The organism is Rhizobium sp. TH2, assembly GCF_024707525.1.
Lineage (GTDB): Bacteria > Pseudomonadota > Alphaproteobacteria > Rhizobiales > Rhizobiaceae > Rhizobium_E.
The window spans coordinates 3,091,026-3,109,383 of record NZ_CP062231.1 but is presented as its reverse complement, the minus strand read 5'-3'; the positions used below and the strand labels follow the sequence as shown (position 1 = coordinate 3,109,383).

At 60.9% G+C, this 18,358-nt stretch carries 18 protein-coding genes; 7 read left to right on the top strand and 11 right to left on the bottom strand.

Annotated features, from left to right (window positions below):
- Window positions 1–315 precede the first annotated feature (315 nt).
- Genes IHQ71_RS15390 through IHQ71_RS15380 form a run of 3 tightly spaced genes read right to left on the bottom strand, consistent with a single transcriptional unit; the run spans window position 316 to window position 3,878 of the window.
- Window positions 316–1,134 (bottom strand): alpha/beta hydrolase, encoded by an 819-nt coding sequence (locus IHQ71_RS15390; protein ID WP_258157341.1) that lies wholly within the window; start codon window positions 1,132–1,134, stop codon window positions 316–318.
- 8 nt (window positions 1,135–1,142) lie between these two features.
- Complete coding sequence (locus IHQ71_RS15385) at window positions 1,143–2,633, bottom strand: NAD-dependent succinate-semialdehyde dehydrogenase (protein ID WP_258157340.1); 1,491 nt, start codon at window positions 2,631–2,633, stop codon at window positions 1,143–1,145.
- Window positions 2,634–2,651: 18 nt separating this feature from the next.
- Complete coding sequence (locus IHQ71_RS15380; RefSeq protein ID WP_258157339.1) at window positions 2,652–3,878, bottom strand: iron-containing alcohol dehydrogenase; 1,227 nt, start codon at window positions 3,876–3,878, stop codon at window positions 2,652–2,654.
- A 100-nt stretch (window positions 3,879–3,978) separates the two neighbouring features.
- Here IHQ71_RS15380 and IHQ71_RS15375 point away from each other — a divergent pair, with 100 nt between their 5' ends.
- Window positions 3,979–4,680, top strand: a complete 702-nt coding sequence (locus IHQ71_RS15375; protein ID WP_258157338.1) for a GntR family transcriptional regulator — start codon at window positions 3,979–3,981, stop codon at window positions 4,678–4,680.
- A 42-nt stretch (window positions 4,681–4,722) separates the two neighbouring features.
- Window positions 4,723–5,316, top strand: coding sequence for a DJ-1/PfpI family protein (locus IHQ71_RS15370; protein ID WP_258157337.1), 594 nt, complete (start codon window positions 4,723–4,725; stop codon window positions 5,314–5,316).
- A 63-nt stretch (window positions 5,317–5,379) separates the two neighbouring features.
- Here IHQ71_RS15370 and IHQ71_RS15365 read toward each other — a convergent pair whose 3' ends face one another.
- Window positions 5,380–6,231, bottom strand: a complete 852-nt coding sequence (locus IHQ71_RS15365) for a sugar phosphate isomerase/epimerase (protein WP_258157336.1) — start codon at window positions 6,229–6,231, stop codon at window positions 5,380–5,382.
- Between the two features lie 324 nt (window positions 6,232–6,555).
- On the opposite strand from IHQ71_RS15365, the gene IHQ71_RS15360 reads away from it, so the two are divergent.
- Genes IHQ71_RS15360 through IHQ71_RS15345 form a run of 4 tightly spaced genes read left to right on the top strand, consistent with a single transcriptional unit; the run spans window position 6,556 to window position 10,362 of the window.
- Entirely contained in the window at window positions 6,556–7,443 is an 888-nt protein-coding gene (locus IHQ71_RS15360) for a sugar phosphate isomerase/epimerase (RefSeq protein ID WP_258157335.1), read from the top strand.
- A 58-nt stretch (window positions 7,444–7,501) separates the two neighbouring features.
- Window positions 7,502–8,671, top strand: coding sequence for a mandelate racemase/muconate lactonizing enzyme family protein (locus tag IHQ71_RS15355; protein WP_258157334.1), 1,170 nt, complete (start codon window positions 7,502–7,504; stop codon window positions 8,669–8,671).
- 2 nt (window positions 8,672–8,673) lie between these two features.
- Window positions 8,674–9,363, top strand: coding sequence for a FadR/GntR family transcriptional regulator (locus IHQ71_RS15350; RefSeq protein ID WP_258157333.1), 690 nt, complete (start codon window positions 8,674–8,676; stop codon window positions 9,361–9,363).
- A gap of 27 nt (window positions 9,364–9,390) precedes the next feature.
- Window positions 9,391–10,362 (top strand): D-isomer specific 2-hydroxyacid dehydrogenase family protein, encoded by a 972-nt coding sequence (locus IHQ71_RS15345; protein ID WP_258157332.1) that lies wholly within the window; start codon window positions 9,391–9,393, stop codon window positions 10,360–10,362.
- Window positions 10,363–10,374: 12 nt separating this feature from the next.
- Here IHQ71_RS15345 and IHQ71_RS15340 read toward each other — a convergent pair whose 3' ends face one another.
- The 7 genes from IHQ71_RS15340 to IHQ71_RS15310 all read right to left on the bottom strand — a co-directional run bounded on the left by IHQ71_RS15340 (window position 10,375) and on the right by IHQ71_RS15310 (window position 17,072).
- Window positions 10,375–11,451: an ABC transporter ATP-binding protein gene (locus IHQ71_RS15340; RefSeq protein WP_258157331.1), complete on the bottom strand. Its 1,077-nt coding sequence runs from the start codon at window positions 11,449–11,451 to the stop codon at window positions 10,375–10,377.
- A complete protein-coding gene (locus tag IHQ71_RS15335; RefSeq protein ID WP_258157330.1) occupies window positions 11,451–12,560 on the bottom strand; it encodes an ABC transporter ATP-binding protein in 1,110 nt (369 codons plus the stop codon). The genes IHQ71_RS15340 and IHQ71_RS15335 overlap by 1 nt, the downstream gene beginning before the upstream one ends.
- The gene (locus IHQ71_RS15330) at window positions 12,557–12,760 is read right to left on the bottom strand and encodes a hypothetical protein (RefSeq protein ID WP_258157329.1); all 204 of its coding nucleotides are present in this window, start codon (window positions 12,758–12,760) and stop codon (window positions 12,557–12,559) included. The genes IHQ71_RS15335 and IHQ71_RS15330 overlap by 4 nt, the downstream gene beginning before the upstream one ends.
- Window positions 12,757–13,716 (bottom strand): carbohydrate ABC transporter permease, encoded by a 960-nt coding sequence (locus IHQ71_RS15325; RefSeq protein ID WP_258157328.1) that lies wholly within the window; start codon window positions 13,714–13,716, stop codon window positions 12,757–12,759. The genes IHQ71_RS15330 and IHQ71_RS15325 overlap by 4 nt, the downstream gene beginning before the upstream one ends.
- Before the next feature lies 1 nt (window position 13,717).
- Window positions 13,718–14,608, bottom strand: a complete 891-nt coding sequence (locus tag IHQ71_RS15320) for a carbohydrate ABC transporter permease (protein ID WP_374990030.1) — start codon at window positions 14,606–14,608, stop codon at window positions 13,718–13,720.
- Between the two features lie 165 nt (window positions 14,609–14,773).
- Complete coding sequence (locus IHQ71_RS15315) at window positions 14,774–16,084, bottom strand: ABC transporter substrate-binding protein (protein WP_258157326.1); 1,311 nt, start codon at window positions 16,082–16,084, stop codon at window positions 14,774–14,776.
- A 322-nt stretch (window positions 16,085–16,406) separates the two neighbouring features.
- Window positions 16,407–17,072 (bottom strand): TetR/AcrR family transcriptional regulator, encoded by a 666-nt coding sequence (locus tag IHQ71_RS15310; RefSeq protein ID WP_258157325.1) that lies wholly within the window; start codon window positions 17,070–17,072, stop codon window positions 16,407–16,409.
- Between the two features lie 76 nt (window positions 17,073–17,148).
- Here IHQ71_RS15310 and IHQ71_RS15305 point away from each other — a divergent pair, with 76 nt between their 5' ends.
- The gene (locus IHQ71_RS15305; RefSeq protein ID WP_258157324.1) at window positions 17,149–18,354 is read left to right on the top strand and encodes a Tm-1-like ATP-binding domain-containing protein; all 1,206 of its coding nucleotides are present in this window, start codon (window positions 17,149–17,151) and stop codon (window positions 18,352–18,354) included.
- Window positions 18,355–18,358: the final 4 nt, after the last annotated feature.

Sequence of the window (18,358 nt, the reverse complement as noted above, 5' to 3'; positions counted from 1 at the left end):
GCGGGCGATGGACGCCCGCCGCGTGGTCTTGGGAGGTCAGTGATTGGCGCCGCTGGCCGCTTCAGTCATTTTTTCCATGCCACGCCGGGCCAGGAATTCATGTGGGGACCGTTATCGGTCGAATACATCACGAACGTAACGTCGGTGATGCCGAGTTCGTCGAGGCAGTCGAGCATTTGACCGACATTCCGGTCGTTTTGCATTAGGGGCGCGAGGTGTCGCCAATTCACAGTACGTAACAGTTACGCCGGACGTAACACTACGTAACATCGATGGATAAAGCGAAGGGAAAGGGTAGGGTGAGGCTGAACTCCGTCAGCCGCCAGCGATCAGCTTTGTAAGCCTTGCCCCGGCCTCGGAATCGGGCAGGCCGAGATCGCGGACGCTGTTCATGTGGTTTCGGCCGGCGAGGTTCAGCGTCGAGACCGGCAGGCCCTGCTCCTCGAGCAGGTTGGCGAATGCGTTCGCTTGATCGTGAAATGGCGGAGTCTCATCCGACCCGACAAGGATGTCGACCTGTATCGCCGGATCGTGGCGATGGGTCATCGGCGTGAAATCGGCGACTTCTCTGCCGGTGATGCCGATCTCGGGATGCAGGAATGACGATTGCAGCGGCTTGAGTTCGTAGAGTCCGCCGAGCAGCAAGGCTGCGCGGATGCCGGATGGAATGCCGGGTTCGTTGAACAGGAATGTCGAGAGATGTGCGCCGGCGGAGTGACCGCTGATGGTGAGCCGGAGGGGATCGCCGCCGTACTCGGTGATACGGTCGGCAATCCAGCGCCTTGCGCGTCTGATTTGCTCGACAATGTCGGCCATGCGGACTGACGGCATCAGCGCGTAATCCACGATCACCGCAATCGCGCCGGCCCTGGCGATGGTTTCCGCGACATAGGAATAATCGCGCTTCGAAAACATCCGCCAATAGCCGCCGTGGATGAACATGTGGACGGGGAGTCCCGTGCGCGGCCGGTCGGGAAAGAACAGATCCACGGTTTCGGTCGCATCCGTGCCATAGGCGATATCGGCCACCATCGGCAGTGTCGCGCGCGTGGCCTCGCTGCGGCTGATGATCTCGCTGACAATGTCGTCGAAATCCGCGACATGGGCGCGAATGCGAAATGGATCGATCTCCATCGCGGCGCTCAGAAACTGGCGGCGATGTATTTCGCCTCCATGAATTCGGCGATGCCGTGATGCTGGCCGCCCTCGCGACCGAGGCCGCTCTGTTTGACGCCGCCGAAGGGCGCTGCGGGATCAGAGACAAGCCCGCGGTTGAGGGCGATCATGCCGGCTTCGACTTTTGACGCCACGCGCATGCCGCGAGCGAGGTCTCTGGTGAAGATATAGGCGGCGAGGCCATATTCCGTGTCGTTGGCGCGGGCGATGACTTCGTCCTCGCTCTCAAAACGGAAGACCGGCGCGACCGGCCCAAAGATCTCCTCACGCGCCATTTCCACATCATCGGGCACCTCGGATAGCACGGTCGGCGGATAGAAGAAGCCCCTGCCATCCGGGATCGTCCCGCCGCAGAGAACCTTGGCGCCGCGCGATGTCGCGTCTTCAACCAGCCGGCCGATCTTGGCGACAGCCTTGCGTGTAATCATCGGTCCGCATTCGGTTGCTGCTTCGGTGCCTGATCCGACGACTAAGGCCGCCATGCGTTTCGTCAAGCCTTCGACGAATGCGTCATGGATGCCCGACTGGACATAAAGGCGGTTGGCGGCGGTGCAGGCTTCGCCGGCATTGCGCATCTTGGCGACCATGGCGCCGTCGAGCGCGACATCGAGATCGGCGTCGTCGAAGACGATCAGCGGCGCGTTGCCGCCGAGCTCCATCGAGCAGGAGATCACGTGCCTGGCCGCCTCGGCAAGCAGCGTGCGGCCGACGCCGGTCGAGCCAGTGAAGGATAGTTTTCGCACGCGCGGGTCGGCGAGCATGGCCGATGTCAGCGGGCCCGGACTGGTGGTGGTAAAGACGTTGACGACGCCGGGCGGCACGCCAGCCTCCTGATAGATCGCCGCCAGAGCGTAGGCTGTCAAAGGCGTTTCCGTCGCGGGTTTCAGGATCACCGTGCAGCCGGCGGCAAGCGCCGGTGCGATCTTGCGCGTTGCCATCGCTGCGGGAAAATTCCATGGCGTGATCAGCAAGCAGATGCCGATCGGCTGGTAGTCGACGACGATGCGATTGGTGCCCGACGGCGCGATGCCGAACTCGCCTGTGATGCGCACGGCTTCCTCGGCATTCCAGCGAAAGAACTCGGCGGCGTAGGCGACTTCGCCACGCGCGTCGCGGAGCGCCTTGCCGTTTTCCATCGAGATCAGCATAGCGAGCATCTCAGCGCGTTCGACCATCAGTTCGTAACAACGGCGCAGAATCTCCGAACGCCTGCGCGGCGCGGTTTCGCGCCAGCCCGGCGCGGCAGCGGCAGCAGCCTCCACAGCGGCGGCAGCATCTTCCAGCGTGGCATCCGGCACTGCGGCGATCACCGCTTCGGTCGAGGGATCGACGACCTCTATCTGGCGGCCATTGCTCGCCTGAACCCATCTGCCGCCCATATGGAGGCCGTGCGAAAAACTCTGGAAGTTCACCTCGTCATCCTCCTCGGGATCAATGCTCTGCTGGATCTTGTTCATCGGCGTGCTCCTATCGGGTCACTGGGCGGAGGCGGTGAGATCGCCGTCATAGGCGGCCTGGATCAGGCGGCGCATGGCGGTGAGGTCGAACGGACGCGGGTTGTTCTTGATCAGCCGCTCGATGCCTATCGCCTGTTCGGCGGTCCAGTCGAGCTTGTCGGCGGCGAGGCCAAGTGCGGCGAGCGTCGGCGTAATGCCGATCGCGGCGAACAGGCGGGAGATTTCCCGGATCGTGGCCTCGGCCATCTCGTCGGTACTGCGACCGGCGGCATCGAGGCCAAGTGCTACGCCGATCTCGGCCATCTCATTGGTCGAGACGGAACGATTGTAGTTCATCACATAGGGCATCATCGTCGCAACGCCGAGGCCGTGCGGCGTGTGGGTCAGCGCGCCTGCGGGATACTGGATCGCGTGGGCTGCCGCCGTGCCCGCCGTGCCGAATGCGCAACCTGCGGCGAGCGCACCCATCATGACATCCGCGCGGGCATCTTCGTCCGAGCCGTCCTTGCATGCCTTTTCCAGGCTGCGACCGAGCAGTTTGATTGCGAGCAGCGCGAAATGGTCGGTGAGGTTGCTCTTGCCGATGAACACGTGGTTCTGGGCAAGGCTGTGGTCGGAGCCACGCCTGGCAGCCGTGAATGCCTCGATCGCGTGTGTCAGGGCATCGGCGCCGGCAATGGCGGTCAAGCCGGGCGGGCAGGTCATCGTCAGTTCCGGATCGCAGATTGCAGCCATTGCAATCAGGTATGGGCTCGAGATGCCGACTTTCAGGGTTCGGTCGGGGTCGGATATCACGGCGACGGGGGTCGCCTCCGAGCCGGTGCCGGCGGTCGTTGGCACCGCGATCAGGGGCAGGGTCGGGCCGGGCACTTTGAACTCGCCGTAGTAATCCTGGAGCTTGCCGCCATGGGTGATCAGCAGGGCCGCGCATTTGGCCATGTCGAGGCAACTGCCGCCGCCGATGCCGATGACCATATCGGGCTGGAATGCCGAAGCTTCCTCGACGCAGACCGCGACCGTATCGCGCGGCACATCCGGCAGAACGCGGTCGTGCACCAGCACATTGATGTCCGCCGCCTGCAGCGATGCCATGATCTCGGCAAAGATCGCCGTCGCCGCAAACCGCTCGTCCGTGCAGACCAGCGCACGCGATCCCAGCTTTCTGGCGACCACTGGCAAAGCGTGGCGCTGTCCCTTGCCGAACAGGATCTCACGCGGCAGCCGCAGGGCAGCGAACAGGGTCATTTGCGATACCTTCAGGTGTTCAAAATAAAATCGTATAGGATATATGATTGCATTCGTCGGAGCATCGTGCTAGCTATTGATCATGTCAAGAGGCAAAAATATGCAGCATCCGATTTCGTCGATGCCCCGGGAGACAGTGGCCGGCAGTTCGCAGATCCAGCGGGCAAACAGCCTGTCGGGCGACGTCTACGATGCGATTTTCGGTCAGCTGATGTCGCTGAAGATTCCGCCGGGCTCGCGGATCACGGTTGACGGCCTGGTGCGCGAATTCAATGTTTCGCAGACCCCCATCCGCGAGGCGCTCGGCCGGCTCGAGGGCGAAGGCCTCGTGGTCAAGCAGCATCTCATCGGTTACAGCGCCGCGCCGCAGATCACCCGGCGACGCTTCGACGAACTCTATCAGATGCGTCTTCTGCTCGAGCCCGATGCCGCCGGAAAGGCTGCCGCCGTCATGGATGATGAAAAGCTGGCGGTGCTGCGCGAGGCTGCGGGCGTGATGTTGCGCAAGGAGGGTACGGACGAGCGTATCCGCTATTCGACCTTCGCCCGCCAGGACGCAATATTCCACGACAGGATCATGGAATTCGCCGGCAACGAACTGATCCGGGAGACGGTTTCGTTCCAGCACACGCATTTCCACATTTTCCGCCTGATGTTCCATTCGCGCGTGACGGAGGAGGCGCTCGACGAGCATGCGGCGCTTCTTGCGGCCTTCGAAAAGGGCGATGTCAGCGCGGCGCAGAAGGCGATGCACGATCACATCGAGCATTCACGCGACCGGTTGCTGCCGGCGTTCGATTAGTTGGCTGATTTCAGACAGGAAGGCATGAGGAGGAGACCACATATGCCAGGCAAGAAAATATTGATGCTCACGGGTGATTTCACCGAGGAATACGAGATCTTCGTCTTCCAGCAGGCCATGGAGGCCGTCGGCCACAAGGTGCATGTCGTCTGCCCCGACAAGAAGGCCGGTGATATCCTGCGCACCTCGCTGCACGATTTCGAGGGCGACCAGACCTATACCGAGAAACTCGGCCATAACTTCGTCATCAACAAGACGTTTTCGGATGCCGAGAAGAAGCTCGACAGCTATGACGCGGTCTATTGCGCCGGCGGCCGTGGCCCGGAATATATCCGTACCGACAAACGCGTGCAGGCGATGGTCCGGCACTTCCATGAGGAGAAGAAGCCGATCTTCACCATCTGCCACGGCGTGCAGATCCTGATCGCGGTCGATGGCGTCGTGCGCGGCAAGAAGGTCGGCGCGCTTGGCGCCTGCGAGCCGGAAGTCACGCTCGCCGGCGGCACCTATATCGATCTTTCGCCGACCGATGCCTATGTCGATGGCACGATGGTTTCGGCAAAGGGCTGGACAGCGCTCGCGGCCTTTATTCGCGAGTGCCTGAAGGTGCTGGGCACCGAGATCCGCCACACCTGATCAGAAACAGAAATCCGGCGCGATCTGATCGCGCCGGATTTCCTACGAAGACGACAGTGCCCCTCAGGCCGCCTTCTTCCAGCCATTCTTGATATGCTTGAAGCCGTCGCGATAGACCTCTTCGGGCGTCTCGGAGAAATCCCGCCAGACCTTGGTTGCCGCCGCCAGATCCTTGAGCGAGCGGCCGAAGGCCTCGATCGTCAGCCAGTCGTCATAACCGCTCTTGCGGATCGCCTTGAATGTCTCGGCCCAGGGGATATTGCCCCGGCCCGGCACGCCGCGATCGTTTTCCGAAATATGGATGTGCACGATCCGGTCGCGATACCTGGTGTAGGCGGCGATCGGGTCGGCTTCCTCGATATTGCAATGGAACGTGTCGTACATCGCCTTGATGTTGGCATGCCCAATCGCGTCGATATGGGCGGCGAGGTCGGCCATCGTGTTGACCAAGTAGCATTCGAAACGGTTGAGCGCCTCCAGCCCGATCGTCATGCCATGCTTGCCGGCATGGTCGCCGATCGCTCGCTGTGAGGAAATGGAGCGCTTGAGTTCGGCGGCAGTCGGCCCGTTGCCGGAGAATTGTCCCAGCGTCGAGTGAAGCGGGCCGCTCAGCGTCCTGGCGCCGAGCGCCTCGGCGCAATCGATCGCCCATTTCATGTATTCCACGCCGCGTTTACGCGTGGCGGCATCCGGCGAAACCAGGTTCATCGATGGATCGCCCATCGCCGAGACGGCGGTGCGTTCCAGCCCGATCCTGTCAAGGAGTGCGCCGAGCCGGCGATAGTCATCCGGATTTCCCTCGAAGATCGGTATTTCCACCCCGTCAAAGCCGGTCTGCTTGATGTCGACGAGCAGCTTCTCATGTTTCTTGGTGACTGATGTCGTCCACAAGAACATGCACATGCCGATCTTCATAGTCCCCTCCCAGGCGCATGGATAGTGGCGACAGCCGACTGCGCGATATCGCCAGTCTGGTCATACCAAATTGAAAAATCTGGTCAAGCCAGATGACAAGTCGGTTTGGTACCGATGTAAACGATTTCACTGACGGTTTCGTCGTAATAGCTGAAACATAAGGATAAATTTCGATTTATGCTCGGTCTTGCGGAGCGTGAAGAATTGAGTTACAGCTTCAAAAAATATGAAGTGGCCAAACCAGATTGATCTGATTTGGCTTGGATGACAAGGACGCGGAGCCGCCGGAAGGCCCGCGACGCATTTACAGTCTGGGAGGACTTCATGCATCTTTCTACGCACAATTGGATGCGGGCGGAGCCGCTCGCGGTGACGCTGAAGCGCATCAAGAAATATGGCTATGAGAGCATCGAGATTTCGGGCGAGCCGACGCAGTATGACGTCAAGGAAACCCGCGCTCTGCTCAAGGAACATGGCATCCGCTGCTGGGGTGCGGTGACGCTGACGCTCGGCGAGCGCAACCTGGCGGCCAAGGACGAGGGCCAGCGTGCCCGATCCGTGGATTACGTGAAGAGCGTGATCACCATGGTGAGCGAACTCGAGGGCGAGATCATCACGCTTGTACCGGCGACCGTCGGCAAGGTCGTGCCTGACGGCACCGAAGAGGAAGAGTGGAAGTGGGTCGTCGATGCGACCAAGGAATGCTTCGCTCATGCCCAGAAGAAGAACGTGCGCGTGGCTATCGAGCCGCTCAATCGCTTCGAGACCTATTTCTTCAATCGCGGCGACCAGGCGCTGGCGCTTGCCGAAGCCGTGCATCCGGATTGCGGTGTCTGCCTCGATGCTTTCCACCTTAATATCGAGGAGGAGAACATGTATGACGCGATCCGGCGGGCCGGCAAGCGGCTGTTCGACTTCCATGTTGCCGATAACAACCGGTTCGCGGCGGGTCTCGGGCATCTCGACTGGACGAAGATCATCGGCACGCTCAAGGAGATCGGCTATGACGGTGCGGTGACCAACGAGTTCGTGGCACCGGTTGATCGCACGCCGGCGGCAAAATACCCTGACATGGTCGAGCGCAATCCGGTCGATATTCCGCCGGAACAGCTCAAGTTCATCCAGGATCATGGATCGAGCCTGCTGACCGAGAAATTCTACGACGATCAGATGCGGATCACCGCCGAGACCATCCTTCCGCTGATCAAGTGAATTTCGCCTGAGAGCGAGCCCTCGCAGGCGTGGATGCTGCGAGGGAAGGGGATCCGAAATGCGTATCAAGACCGTGCAAGCCTGGTGGGTTCGCATTCCCATCGAAGCAAGTCGCCAGCACCGCAGCGATTTCGGGCGGCTGACGACGTTCGATGCGGCGATCTTGCGCATCGAGACGGACGACGGCATCGTTGGCTGGGGCGAGGGCAAGAATGCGGCCGGCAGTGCCGGAACCTATGCCGGTCTCGTGCACCTGATTAATCATGAGGTGGCGCCCAAGCTTATCGGGCTCGACCCCACGAATATCACTGATATCTGGGAGATGCTCTATAACGGCGTCCGCCATGAATCGGCGTCGAGGGCAGGGCATGCGATGCCCGAATTGTCCCGGCGGGGGCTGTCGGTGGCCGCGATCAGCGCCGTCGATATCGCGCTGTGGGACATCCTCGGAAAATCGCTCGGCGTGCCGGTCTGGACCTTGCTCGGGGGACGCAAGGCGGACCGGCTGCCGGCCTATGCCTCGGGCGGCTGGGAAAGTGCGGAGAAAATCGGCGACCAGCTGCAGTCCTATATCGCCGCCGGTGGGTTCAAATCCGTCAAGATGCGGGTGGGTGCCATGGATGGCGCGCCTCTCGTTTCGGCCGAACGTGTCAAGGCGGCGCGGAAATCGCTCGGGCCATCCGTCGAGCTCATGGTCGATGCGCACGGAACCTACACCGTCTCGGAAGCCAAGAGGTTCATTCAGCTGATCCAGGATTGCGACCTCGCCTGGTTCGAGGAGCCTGTGATTGCCGACGACAAGCCGGGCATGGCCGAGGTGCGCGCATCGGGCAATGTGCCAATTGCCGCAGGCGAGAGCGAGGCGACACGTTTCGCCTTCCGCGACCTTGCCATGCTGCGAGCCGCGGATATATTCCAGCCCGATCCGGCCTTCTGCGGCGGCATTACGGAAGCCATGCGCATCAGCACGATCGCCAGCGCCTTCAATCTCCGTTTCGCCCCACATCTTTGGGCCGGTGCACCGTGTTTCTTTTCCGGCCTGCACCTGTGCGCGGCTTCTCCGGCAAGCTTCGTCATCGAATATTCGCTCGGCGCGAACCCGATGATCCATGAGCTCGTGGAGGAAACCATATCGGTGAAGGATGGCATGATAGAGATTCCTGACAAACCTGGCCTGGGCTTTACGATCAACCAGCGCGTTCTGGAGGCCCACGCGCAAAGACAGTGACGATGAAAGAAAACAGTCTCCTCTCGGATTTGGCCGCATACCTTTTCTCGAATTCGAGCGGCAACGGGCGCACGCCTTCGGAGCGGGAGCTGGCGGAGCATTTCAATGTCAGCCGCGGCCTGATCCGCGAGGCGCTGGCCATCCTGGAAGCGATGCGCATCGTCGAACGGCGCGCCAAGTCGGGCATTTATCTCACGACAACAGAGGCGAGCGTCGATGCGATGGCGCTTTTTGCGAAGGCCGGTGTGCCGCTCGATCCGATCCTGATCTATGAGACGGTGGAGCTAAGGAAGATCCACGAGATCAAGGCCGCCGAACTTGCCTGCGCGCGCGCGACGGAAGAGAATTACGCACGCCTGCGGGAAATCCTCGATCTCTCGGAAGCGAAGCTTGCCCAGGGCGAGGGGCTTGCCCGCGAAGACAGGGATTTCCATCTGGAGATCGTGCGGGCCACAAAGAACAGCGTTTTCTTCCGGGTGTGCAGCGTCTATTACGTCATGGGTGAGCAGAGGCTGCCGATCTATTTCGGCGACTTGGCCCGCAGCCGGCGTTCGCACGAGGAGCACCTGCGCATCTATGAAGCCCTGGTGGCGCGCGATGGCAACCTTGCCCAAGCGCTGATGAGCGCGCACCTGCAGGGGGCGGAAAGCTATTGGAAGGGCCTTATCGGGGGGCCTCCGATGCCAGAGTAGTTGACGACACCAGCTTCTGGAGGGGCCATGCCCATCATCTTTTCCACCCATTCGCTTCATCCCGTCTCTGAGTCCAAGCTGAAAGACGCGGGCGATCTGCGCATCGCGACGGCACCTGATGGCGAGACCTTGTTGCGCGAGGGGCGGGGCGCCAATATCGTCATCGTTCGGGCGCCAATCCCAACGGCCTTTTTCTCCGACGCCCCGCAGTTGCGCGCCGCCGTGCGCCATGGCGCCGGCCTCGACATGATCCCCTACGATGAAGCAACGGCGGCGGGCGTGCTGATCGCCAACGTGCCCGGGGTGAATGCGCCGACGGTCGCCGAGCATGTCTTCATGGTGACGCTCGCGCTGCTCAGGCAGTTTAGGCCGATGGACCGGGACCTCAGAACCAAGGGCTGGACGGCGGGCCGTGCCCATAGCGATCAGGCGATCGATCTCGGCGGCAGGGTTCTCGGCGTCATCGGCATGGGCAATGTCGGTCAGGCGATCTACCGCATCGGCAAGCATGGCTTCGGCCTCGATGTCGTCGCCAATAGCCGGACGCCCGCGAGCCTTCCAGAGGGCGTCCGTTTCCTCGATGTCGATGATCTCGTCGCCACGGCCGATATCGTGGTTCTCTGCTGCCCGCTGACGCCGGAAACCACGGGGCTGATGAACAAGAGCCGCATCGACCGAATGAAGCCGAGTGCGATCCTCGTCAACGTGTCACGCGGACCGGTCGTGGATGACGATGCGCTGATCGCGGCGCTCATCGAGGGCAGGATCCGCGGCGCGGCGCTCGATGTCTTCTCGACCCAGCCGCTGCCGGCCGACCATCCCTATCTGCATCTCGACAATGTGATCGTGACGCCGCATCTCGCTGGCATCACGGAGGAGAGCATGAAGCGCATGGGGCTGGGTGCGGCGGACGAAGTCATCCGCATCCTGAACGGCGAGTTGCCGGTCAATCTCCGCAATCCCGAGGCCGTCGAGCACTACCGCCGCCGCTTCGCCTGACAGCGAAAAACCTTACCCGGCATGCCGCAGGCTGACGCCATTGCCGCCATCGAAGAGCACGACCTTATCAGGGTTCCACGAAAAGCGCACCGCATCGTCGATCTTGACGTCCACCTGCGCCGGTACGGTCGCATGCAGATGCTGTGAGCCTGTTTTCAGCGTGACGATCTTCTCGACGCCGTGATTTTCGATATCATGCACCCTGGCCTCGCCTGCGCCGCCGCTTTCCAACACCACATCCTCCGGCCGGATGCCGAAGGTGAGGGGACGGCCATCGACCGGCTTTGCGTGGCCAGAACCGATCGGCAGTCGCAGCCCTTCGCTCGTCACCGCCAGACCATCAGACAGCAAGCCGTTGATCAGGTTCATCGGCGGCGAGCCGACGGCGCGCGCGACGAAGGTGTTCACCGGGTTGGTATAGATGTCCTGCGGCGTGCCCGTCTGCACGAGTTGGCCGTTGTTCAGTACGCCGATCTTGTCGCCCATCGACATCGCTTCGATCTGGTCGTGGGTGACGAAGAGGAAGGTTGCGCCGAGATTCATCTGCAGGTTCTTGAGTTCGGTCCGGAGCGCCTCGCGCAGCTTGGCGTCGAGTGCCGAGAGCGGTTCGTCCATCAGGAAGACGCGCGGCTTGCGCACGATCGCGCGGCCGATCGAGACGCGCTGCATCTCACCACCCGAGAGCCGGTCGGTCTTGCGGTCGAGCAGGTGCTCGATGCGGAGCGTTTTGGCGACGCGGTCCACCCGCTCCTTGATCTCGGCGGGCGGAACGCGACGGATGGCGGGCTTGAGCGGAAATTCGAGATTTTCACGCACCGTATAGCGCGGATAGAGCGAATATTGCTGCAGGACGAGTGCCACGTCGCGTTCGGCCGGACCCCAGTCGGCCATATCCTTGCCGTCGATCAGCACCGTACCCGCAGTCGGCTTTTCCAGGCCGGCGACCAGGCGCAAGGTCGTCGTCTTGCCGGCGCCGGTCTGTCCGAGCAGCACGAAGAATTCGCCGTCGGCGATCTGCAGGTTCAGGTCCTTGAGCGCTGTGTGGTTGCCGAAGGTCTTGGTTATGCCCTTGAGTTCGATATGCGCCATCAGAGTCTGATCCCCAGGGACATGCCAGTCGCCGTATTGAAGAAATGCGCCTGGGCCGGATCGATCCGTGCCCAGACCGTGGTGCCCGCCTGCGGCACGAAACCGCTCTTGGTGCGGGCGCGCAGCATCTGGTCGCCCAGCTTGAGGTCGACGATGTCATGCGAGCCGAGGGGCTCGATGATATGCGCCTCGACGGGAATGAAGCCTTCGCGGGCCTCGCGCGCCACAAGCACGCCCTCGGGGCGGACCCCGAGCGTAAGGTTGCCGTTCTCGGCCTTGGCCGCTGAAAGCGTGCCGGAAAGTGCTGACGGCAGTTCGAACCCCTGGCTGGCGCCACGCAGCTTTGCGCTCAATTGTCCACCTTCATCGGAAACGGTGGTCTCCGCCACGTTCATGACCGGGCTTCCGACGAACTGTGCGACGAACAAGTTCGAGGGATGGCCATAGACCTCGGACGGGCTGCCGATCTGCTGCAGCACGCCTTCATGCATGATGACGATCCGGTCGGCGAGGGACATCGCCTCGACCTGGTCGTGGGTGACGTAGATCGTGGTCGAGCCCTGCTTGATGTGCAGCCGCTTTATTTCGGCGCGCATCTCCTCGCGAAGCTTCGCATCGAGCGCACCGATCGGTTCGTCCATCAGCATCGCCTTGGGACGGCGCACCAGCGCGCGGCCGATCGCCACGCGCTGCATGTCGCCACCTGACAGGGCCGACGGCTTTCTCGATAGAAGGTGCGATATCTGCAGTGTCTTTGCGACTGCCCGCACTTCCTCGTCCATGCTGGCACGATCCCGCCCGGTGGCGCGAAGCGGGAAAGCAATGTTCTCGTAGACGCTCATGTGCGGGTAAAGCGAGAAGGATTGGAACACGAAGGCGATATCGCGATCCGATGCCTTCAAGTGCTGTACCGGCTGACCGTCGATGAGGATGTCGCCCACGTCGATGGATTCGAGCCCTGCGATGGCACGAAGCGTCGTGGTCTTGCCGCAGCCGGATTGGCCGAGAAGCACGATGAACTCGCCATCCGCGATTGACAGGTTGAGGTCCTTGATGACCTGGACGGCGCCGAAATACTTTTCGATGCCGCGAAGTTCGATCTGCGTCATTGGCTGCCCTCGTCCGCCTGCCGCTCTTCGCGCGGTATCTTGATGACAATCGAGAAGCCGACCAGTCCGATGAGGATGATCGTCAACCCGTAGCGATGCAGGGGTTCGATCCACGGCTGGCAGAGCGCGATGATGCCGAAGATCATCAGGAGTTCGAAGAACGGCTCGAGATATTTCTGGTTAAAGGCCCGGAAGGTCATTTGCGAATGGCTCCGAAAGACATGCCCCTGAGCAGGTGGTTGCGCAACAGGAAGGTGAAGATAGCGACCGGCAGCAGGAACAGGAAGGTGCCGGATGCGATCACCGTCCAGTCCTGCAGGCCGGATCCCACCTGGCTCGGGATGAAGGGGGGCGCGGTTTGCGCACGGCGGTTTGTCATGATCAGCGCGAAGGCATATTCGTTCCACGCGGTGATGAAACAGAACACGGCGGTGGCTGCGATGCCGGTGGCGGCCTCCGGTATGACGATCTTGAAGAAGGCCTGCATGCGGGTATAGCCATCGACCAGCGCCGCCTCTTCGTATTCCTTGGGGATCTCGTCGATGAAGCCTTTCATCAGCCAGACCGAGAAGGACAGGTTGAAGGCCGTATAGAGGATGATGAGCCCCCAATGGGTATCGTTGAGGCCAACGACGCGATACATGAGGAACATCGGAATGGCCACAACGACGGGCGGCAACATTCGCGTCGACAATATAAAGAACAGAAGATCTGCCTCGCCTTTCACTCGAAAGCGTGAGAAGCCATAGGCGGTGAACGTTCCCATGCCGACCGCGAGAACAGTCGAAGTGATCGCCACGATCAGTGAGTTCATGAAACGGCTCGGATAGCCGGAAAGCTGAATCTCGCCCTTGCCGGACCGGGTAACCTTCTCGCCGCCGTCGAAGACCAACCGTTCCCACCAGGGCGCCGCCTCGTATTCCTCTGCCGTGGGCTGGGTACGAAGCTGCGACCGCTTGGTGAACAGCTTCACGAAGGGCGAAATCTCCGGCGTGAACATCACCGTCGGCGGAATGGTGGTCGAGAGGTTGCGCGGCTTGAATGCCGTCGAAGTAATCCAGTAGATCGGCGCCAGGAAGATCAGCGTGATGACGAGTACCGATGCGATCGCCACCCGGTTCAGCGCGCGTTCGGAGCGGGTCGTGACTTGGGCCATTTCAGCGCTCCTTCACCTTGTTGAGATACTTCACGTAGATGTTGGTGATGGCGAGCACCATGATGAGCACGATATAGGCCAGCGCACAGGAGCGCCCGGTCTGCCATTCCTGGAAGGCCATCTTGTAGAGCCGGATCGAGATCACCTCGGTCGTCGGCTGGCTGGTCAGGATGTAGGCGAGGTCGAAGGTCTTGAACGCCTCCATGGTTCGGAAGATGATCGCGATCATCAGGATCGGTGCTACGAGCGGCAGTGTTATCCGGAAGAAGGTGTAGAAAGGTCCGGCCCTGTCGATCGCGGCGGCTTCATAGAGATGCTTCGGCACCGCCGACAGGCCGGCGAGCGACAGGAGCATGACGAAGGGGGACCACATCCAGATATCCGTCAGCGCCACGGCATAGAGCGCCATGTCGGGATTGGAGAGCCATTCGAAGGTTCCCAGGCCGAGCGCATAGTTTATGATGCCGAAGGACGGGTCATAGAGCAGCTTCCAGAACAGCCCCACCACCGCCATGGAGAGCATCATCGGCAGAAGCAGGAGTGTGGTGAGAAGTCCCTTGAACGGAATGTCGCGGTTGAGCAGCATGGCGGTGCCGAAGCCCACGATGACCTGTCCGGTCACCGATACGATGACGTACTTCGCCGTGATCGCGAAATTGTTCCAGATGAAGGGATCGCTCAGAAGTTCCCGATAGTTCTGCAGTCCGACGAAGTTCGCCGGGGCGTTGGATGATGCCCTGAAGTCGGTAAACGAGTATCCCAGCGAATAGATCAACGGAAAAATGTTGAAGATGATCAGAAACAGGATTGTAGGGATAATGAAAAGATTGCGAATTTTGATATCGCTCATTCCTCGCGCCGCAGCGCGGGTGCTCGCGTCGAGCGACGTCATGACAGCGATGGCCAAAGCGCTATTCCTCCGACAGCCGGCGCATCACTTCGGAAGCGTTCAAGCTTCCTGTGCGCCCATTCTTCATGGTCGGCGCCGCGTTTTGTGACGCGGCGCCATTGTGCCTCAGATGTCAGCTGGAGCGGAAAGACCCGCTCCGGCTTCCTGTCACTTGTTGCGGCCGTATTTCTGGAAGGTCGCATTCCAGTCGGCAGCGAGTGCATCGAGTGCCTCCTTTGCCGTACCTTGACCAGCTGTTACATAGGGATAGACGCGCTGGTTCATCTGGATCAGCAGTTCGGCATATTCCGGGGTCGCCCAGAAGTCCTTCACCTTGAACATGGTTTCGTAAAAAGCCTTGTTGTAGGGTGTGGCGTTCTGGAACTCAGGTGACTCAAGCACCTTGGCGCTGGCGGTGTAGCCACCAAGCTCGGCCCAACGCTTCTGGGTCGAGTCCTTCACGAACCATTCGAGGAATTTCATCGCCTCTTCCTGGTTTTCGGAATAGGAGACGACCGAGATGCCCTGGCCGCCGAGCGCCGCGAACTGGGCGCCGCCCGGACCAGCCGGATTGGCGAAGAAGCCCGTGTTCTTGGCGTTGGGATTGGACGCTTCGTTCACCAGCGCGGGGAAGAAGGCGAAGTAGTTCATGCTCATCGCCGCCAGGTTCTCGGTGATCGCCTGGTTGTCTTCGACGAAGAAGCTCTTTGCCCAGCCCGGAGGAGTGAAGCCATAGAGTTCACGATAGGCTTCGAGCGCCTTCACGTTCTGCTCGGAGTTGATGATGCCATCGACCTTGTAGCTGACATAATCGCCAAGCTCGCCGCCGTAGGAGAAGATCGCGTTCTCGACGCCCATAACCAACGCGTCATAGGAGTTGTCTGTGTAGATCGCGACGCCGTAGCGCTTCTGATCCGGACGATGGAAGAATTCGGCGGCGTCGCGCAGCTCTTTCCAGGTCTTCGGCGGAGCGAGATCGTAGCCGTACTTCGCCTTGAAGGCTTCCATTTCCTTGGGGTCTTCGAACCAATCCTTGCGATAGGACCAGCCGACCGCATCGCCCTCGGCCGGAACCGACCAGTACTTGCCGGAAGCCGAGGGATATTCGGAGTAATATTTCACGGTGGCCGGAGCCATGACTTCAGTCAGCTTATGCTTGTTGAAGAAGTCGGTCAGATCCACATAGTGACCTGCCTCGGAGGCGGCGCCAATCCACTGGGAGTCGCCGACGACCATATCGTAAGCGGAACCCTTGGCGTTGAATTCTGTGAATGCCTTGGTCTGGAAATCGGACCAGGGCGTGGTCTCGACAGTGACCTTGACCCCTGATTCCTTCTCGTACTCGTTGACCAGTTCCTGAAGATAGTTGGCGGGATCCCATTCGGCCCAGAAGATCGTCAATTCCGCCGCCTGTGCGTACGTGCCTTGTGCGATCAGCATGCTCATCCCGGCCAAAAGGCCGGCTATCGTTCTGCGCATAGTTTTTCCTCCCAGATATGCACAACGCCCGCCTACCCACGGGCAAAAAGTCCGACTCGACAATCCTTTCGGATATGTCCAGCGGAAGCCCTCCTCGACTTCCGCTCACCGCTGGAGGGTTCAAGTCAATCGACCTACCAGTGATCGTCTGGTATTACCAAACCAAGAAAATGTCAAGAACTCTATGACTCTGTTTTCAAACGCGGAAATTCAGTCGATGCTTACCTAATTGCCTCAATAGTAAGGCATGTAGAGCCCGTGACGGCCCTTGCTGGCGTCCGTATGTGTGACGACCAGTGAAATCCGTCCTGGTATAACTGGTCTAACCAGATCTCGGGGATTTGGCCGTGTCCATTCCCTCTGTTTCGTTGATTGCCGCATCTACAAGGGCGACTGCCGCCCACTCTGCCACGGCTTGCGCCTGCACGCCCGAAAGCCCCCAGATATCCTTGAGGACGACCAGCGTCTCGACGCCGAAGACGAGCGATAGGGCTTGCGCCAATCGTTCGCGGGCCGGTTCGTCGAGCTTGTTTTCCAATGGCGAGGTCGCATCGCGCAGGAGGTCGATACGATGTCCGCGCGTGAATTGCGGCTCGCTGCCCAATGTGCCCGCCTGGCGCTGTGACCATTGCTCGATGGAGAGCTTGAGCGCGGCCTTGAAGGTGGCCTCGAATTCGTCGATCCGCGGCAATGCCGTGGCCAGCAAATCCTTGATGCGCACCCGGGCATCGGCCTCTCCGGATTTCCACTGGAGAATGGGTCCAAGCGCCTCATCCACCACCGCATGCACGAGCGCTGCCTGGCTGGGGAAATAGCGATAGGCGGTGGCCCGGGATACTTCGGCAGCCTCGGCCACTTCCGTAACAGATGGCGTTATGCCCGATTGCATGAGGCGGATCGCTGTCTCCAGCATCAACCGGCGTGTTCGCGCCCGGGGGCCACGTTCGCTGATCGGCTTCATTTCGATTTGTTGACCTGAGACCTGCATATCGATATGATACGGCCGTCTCGAAAATTTTCAAGGCCCAAATCAACGCCTTGCATGCATGGTTCCGGGAGGGGGCATGGGTTACGTCTACGTCGTTGGCACCGCCGACACGAAGGGAGAAGAGCTTGCCTATCTCGCGGACCGCATCAGGGCGGCGGGCGGCTCCATTCGCGTTGTCGATGTTGGAACACGCGAAGCGACCGTTGCCACGGATGTGACGGCAGCGGAGATAGCCGCATTTCATCCGCTGGGGGCGAATGCCACTCTCGGAACGGATGATCGTGGAACGGCGGTCGCCGCCATGGCGGAAGCCTTCCGCCGCTACGTCCTAGCGCAGGGCGACATATCGGGCATGATCGGCATCGGCGGCGGGGGTGGCACATCCATCATCACGTCGGGCATGCGCGAACTGCCGCTCGGCGTGCCGAAGATCATGGTCTCGACGCTCGCCTCCGGTGATGTCGCGCCCTATGTCGATGTGTCTGACATCATGATGGTGCCCTCGGTGACCGACATGGCGGGGCTCAACCGCCTCAGCCGCGTCATCCTGCACAATGCGGCGCAGGCGATCGCCGCGATGGCGAGTCGCCCGCCGGAGAAGAGCGAATCCAAGCCAGCTCTTGGCCTCACCATGTTCGGTGTGACCACGACCTGCGTCACCACGGTCGTTGACCGTTTGAAGGCTGAATACGACTGCATGGTCTTCCATGCGACAGGTACCGGCGGCCGCTCCATGGAGAAGCTCGCCGACAGCGGCCTGCTTGAGGGCGTGCTGGATGTAACGACGACGGAGGTCTGCGACTTCCTGTTCGGCGGCGTGCTTCCTGCGACCGAGGATCGTTTCGGGGCGATTGCAAGAACAGGTCTGCCTTATGTCGTTTCAGTCGGTGCGCTCGACATGGTCAATTTCTGGGCGCCGGAAACCGTGCCGGAGCGCTATGCCGGCCGGCTTTTCTACCGGCACAATTCCAATGTCACGCTGATGCGCACGACGCCTGGGGAATGCGATGCCATCGGCCGATGGATCGGCGGGAAGCTCAATCTGTGCCGTGGCCCAGTCCGCCTGCTGATCCCGGAAAAGGGTGTTTCCGCCCTGGATATCGAGGGCGGCCAGTTTTTCGACCCGGCGGCGGATGCCGCTCTCTTTGCTGCACTCGAGGCAACGGTCGAGATCACGGCCGACCGCCGCATTCAGCGCCTGCCATATCACATCAACGATCCCGAATTCGCGGGCGGCCTCGTGGCCGCGTATCGCGAAATCGCCAACACCAGGGAAAGATAAACAG

Coding starts and splice junctions, on each gene's coding strand:
- IHQ71_RS15390 (WP_258157341.1), bottom strand. CDS start 1,134: ATGGAGATCGATCCATTTCGCATTCGCGCCCATGTCGCGGATTTCGAC.
- IHQ71_RS15385 (WP_258157340.1), bottom strand. CDS start 2,633: ATGAACAAGATCCAGCAGAGCATTGATCCCGAGGAGGATGACGAGGTG.
- IHQ71_RS15380 (WP_258157339.1), bottom strand. CDS start 3,878: ATGACCCTGTTCGCTGCCCTGCGGCTGCCGCGTGAGATCCTGTTCGGC.
- IHQ71_RS15375 (WP_258157338.1), top strand. CDS start 3,979: ATGCAGCATCCGATTTCGTCGATGCCCCGGGAGACAGTGGCCGGCAGT.
- IHQ71_RS15370 (WP_258157337.1), top strand. CDS start 4,723: ATGCCAGGCAAGAAAATATTGATGCTCACGGGTGATTTCACCGAGGAA.
- IHQ71_RS15365 (WP_258157336.1), bottom strand. CDS start 6,231: ATGAAGATCGGCATGTGCATGTTCTTGTGGACGACATCAGTCACCAAG.
- IHQ71_RS15360 (WP_258157335.1), top strand. CDS start 6,556: ATGCATCTTTCTACGCACAATTGGATGCGGGCGGAGCCGCTCGCGGTG.
- IHQ71_RS15355 (WP_258157334.1), top strand. CDS start 7,502: ATGCGTATCAAGACCGTGCAAGCCTGGTGGGTTCGCATTCCCATCGAA.
- IHQ71_RS15350 (WP_258157333.1), top strand. CDS start 8,674: ATGAAAGAAAACAGTCTCCTCTCGGATTTGGCCGCATACCTTTTCTCG.
- IHQ71_RS15345 (WP_258157332.1), top strand. CDS start 9,391: ATGCCCATCATCTTTTCCACCCATTCGCTTCATCCCGTCTCTGAGTCC.
- IHQ71_RS15340 (WP_258157331.1), bottom strand. CDS start 11,451: ATGGCGCATATCGAACTCAAGGGCATAACCAAGACCTTCGGCAACCAC.
- IHQ71_RS15335 (WP_258157330.1), bottom strand. CDS start 12,560: ATGACGCAGATCGAACTTCGCGGCATCGAAAAGTATTTCGGCGCCGTC.
- IHQ71_RS15330 (WP_258157329.1), bottom strand. CDS start 12,760: ATGACCTTCCGGGCCTTTAACCAGAAATATCTCGAGCCGTTCTTCGAA.
- IHQ71_RS15325 (WP_258157328.1), bottom strand. CDS start 13,716: ATGGCCCAAGTCACGACCCGCTCCGAACGCGCGCTGAACCGGGTGGCG.
- IHQ71_RS15320 (WP_374990030.1), bottom strand. CDS start 14,608: ATGACGTCGCTCGACGCGAGCACCCGCGCTGCGGCGCGAGGAATGAGC.
- IHQ71_RS15315 (WP_258157326.1), bottom strand. CDS start 16,084: ATGCGCAGAACGATAGCCGGCCTTTTGGCCGGGATGAGCATGCTGATC.
- IHQ71_RS15310 (WP_258157325.1), bottom strand. CDS start 17,072: ATGCAGGTCTCAGGTCAACAAATCGAAATGAAGCCGATCAGCGAACGT.
- IHQ71_RS15305 (WP_258157324.1), top strand. CDS start 17,149: ATGGGTTACGTCTACGTCGTTGGCACCGCCGACACGAAGGGAGAAGAG.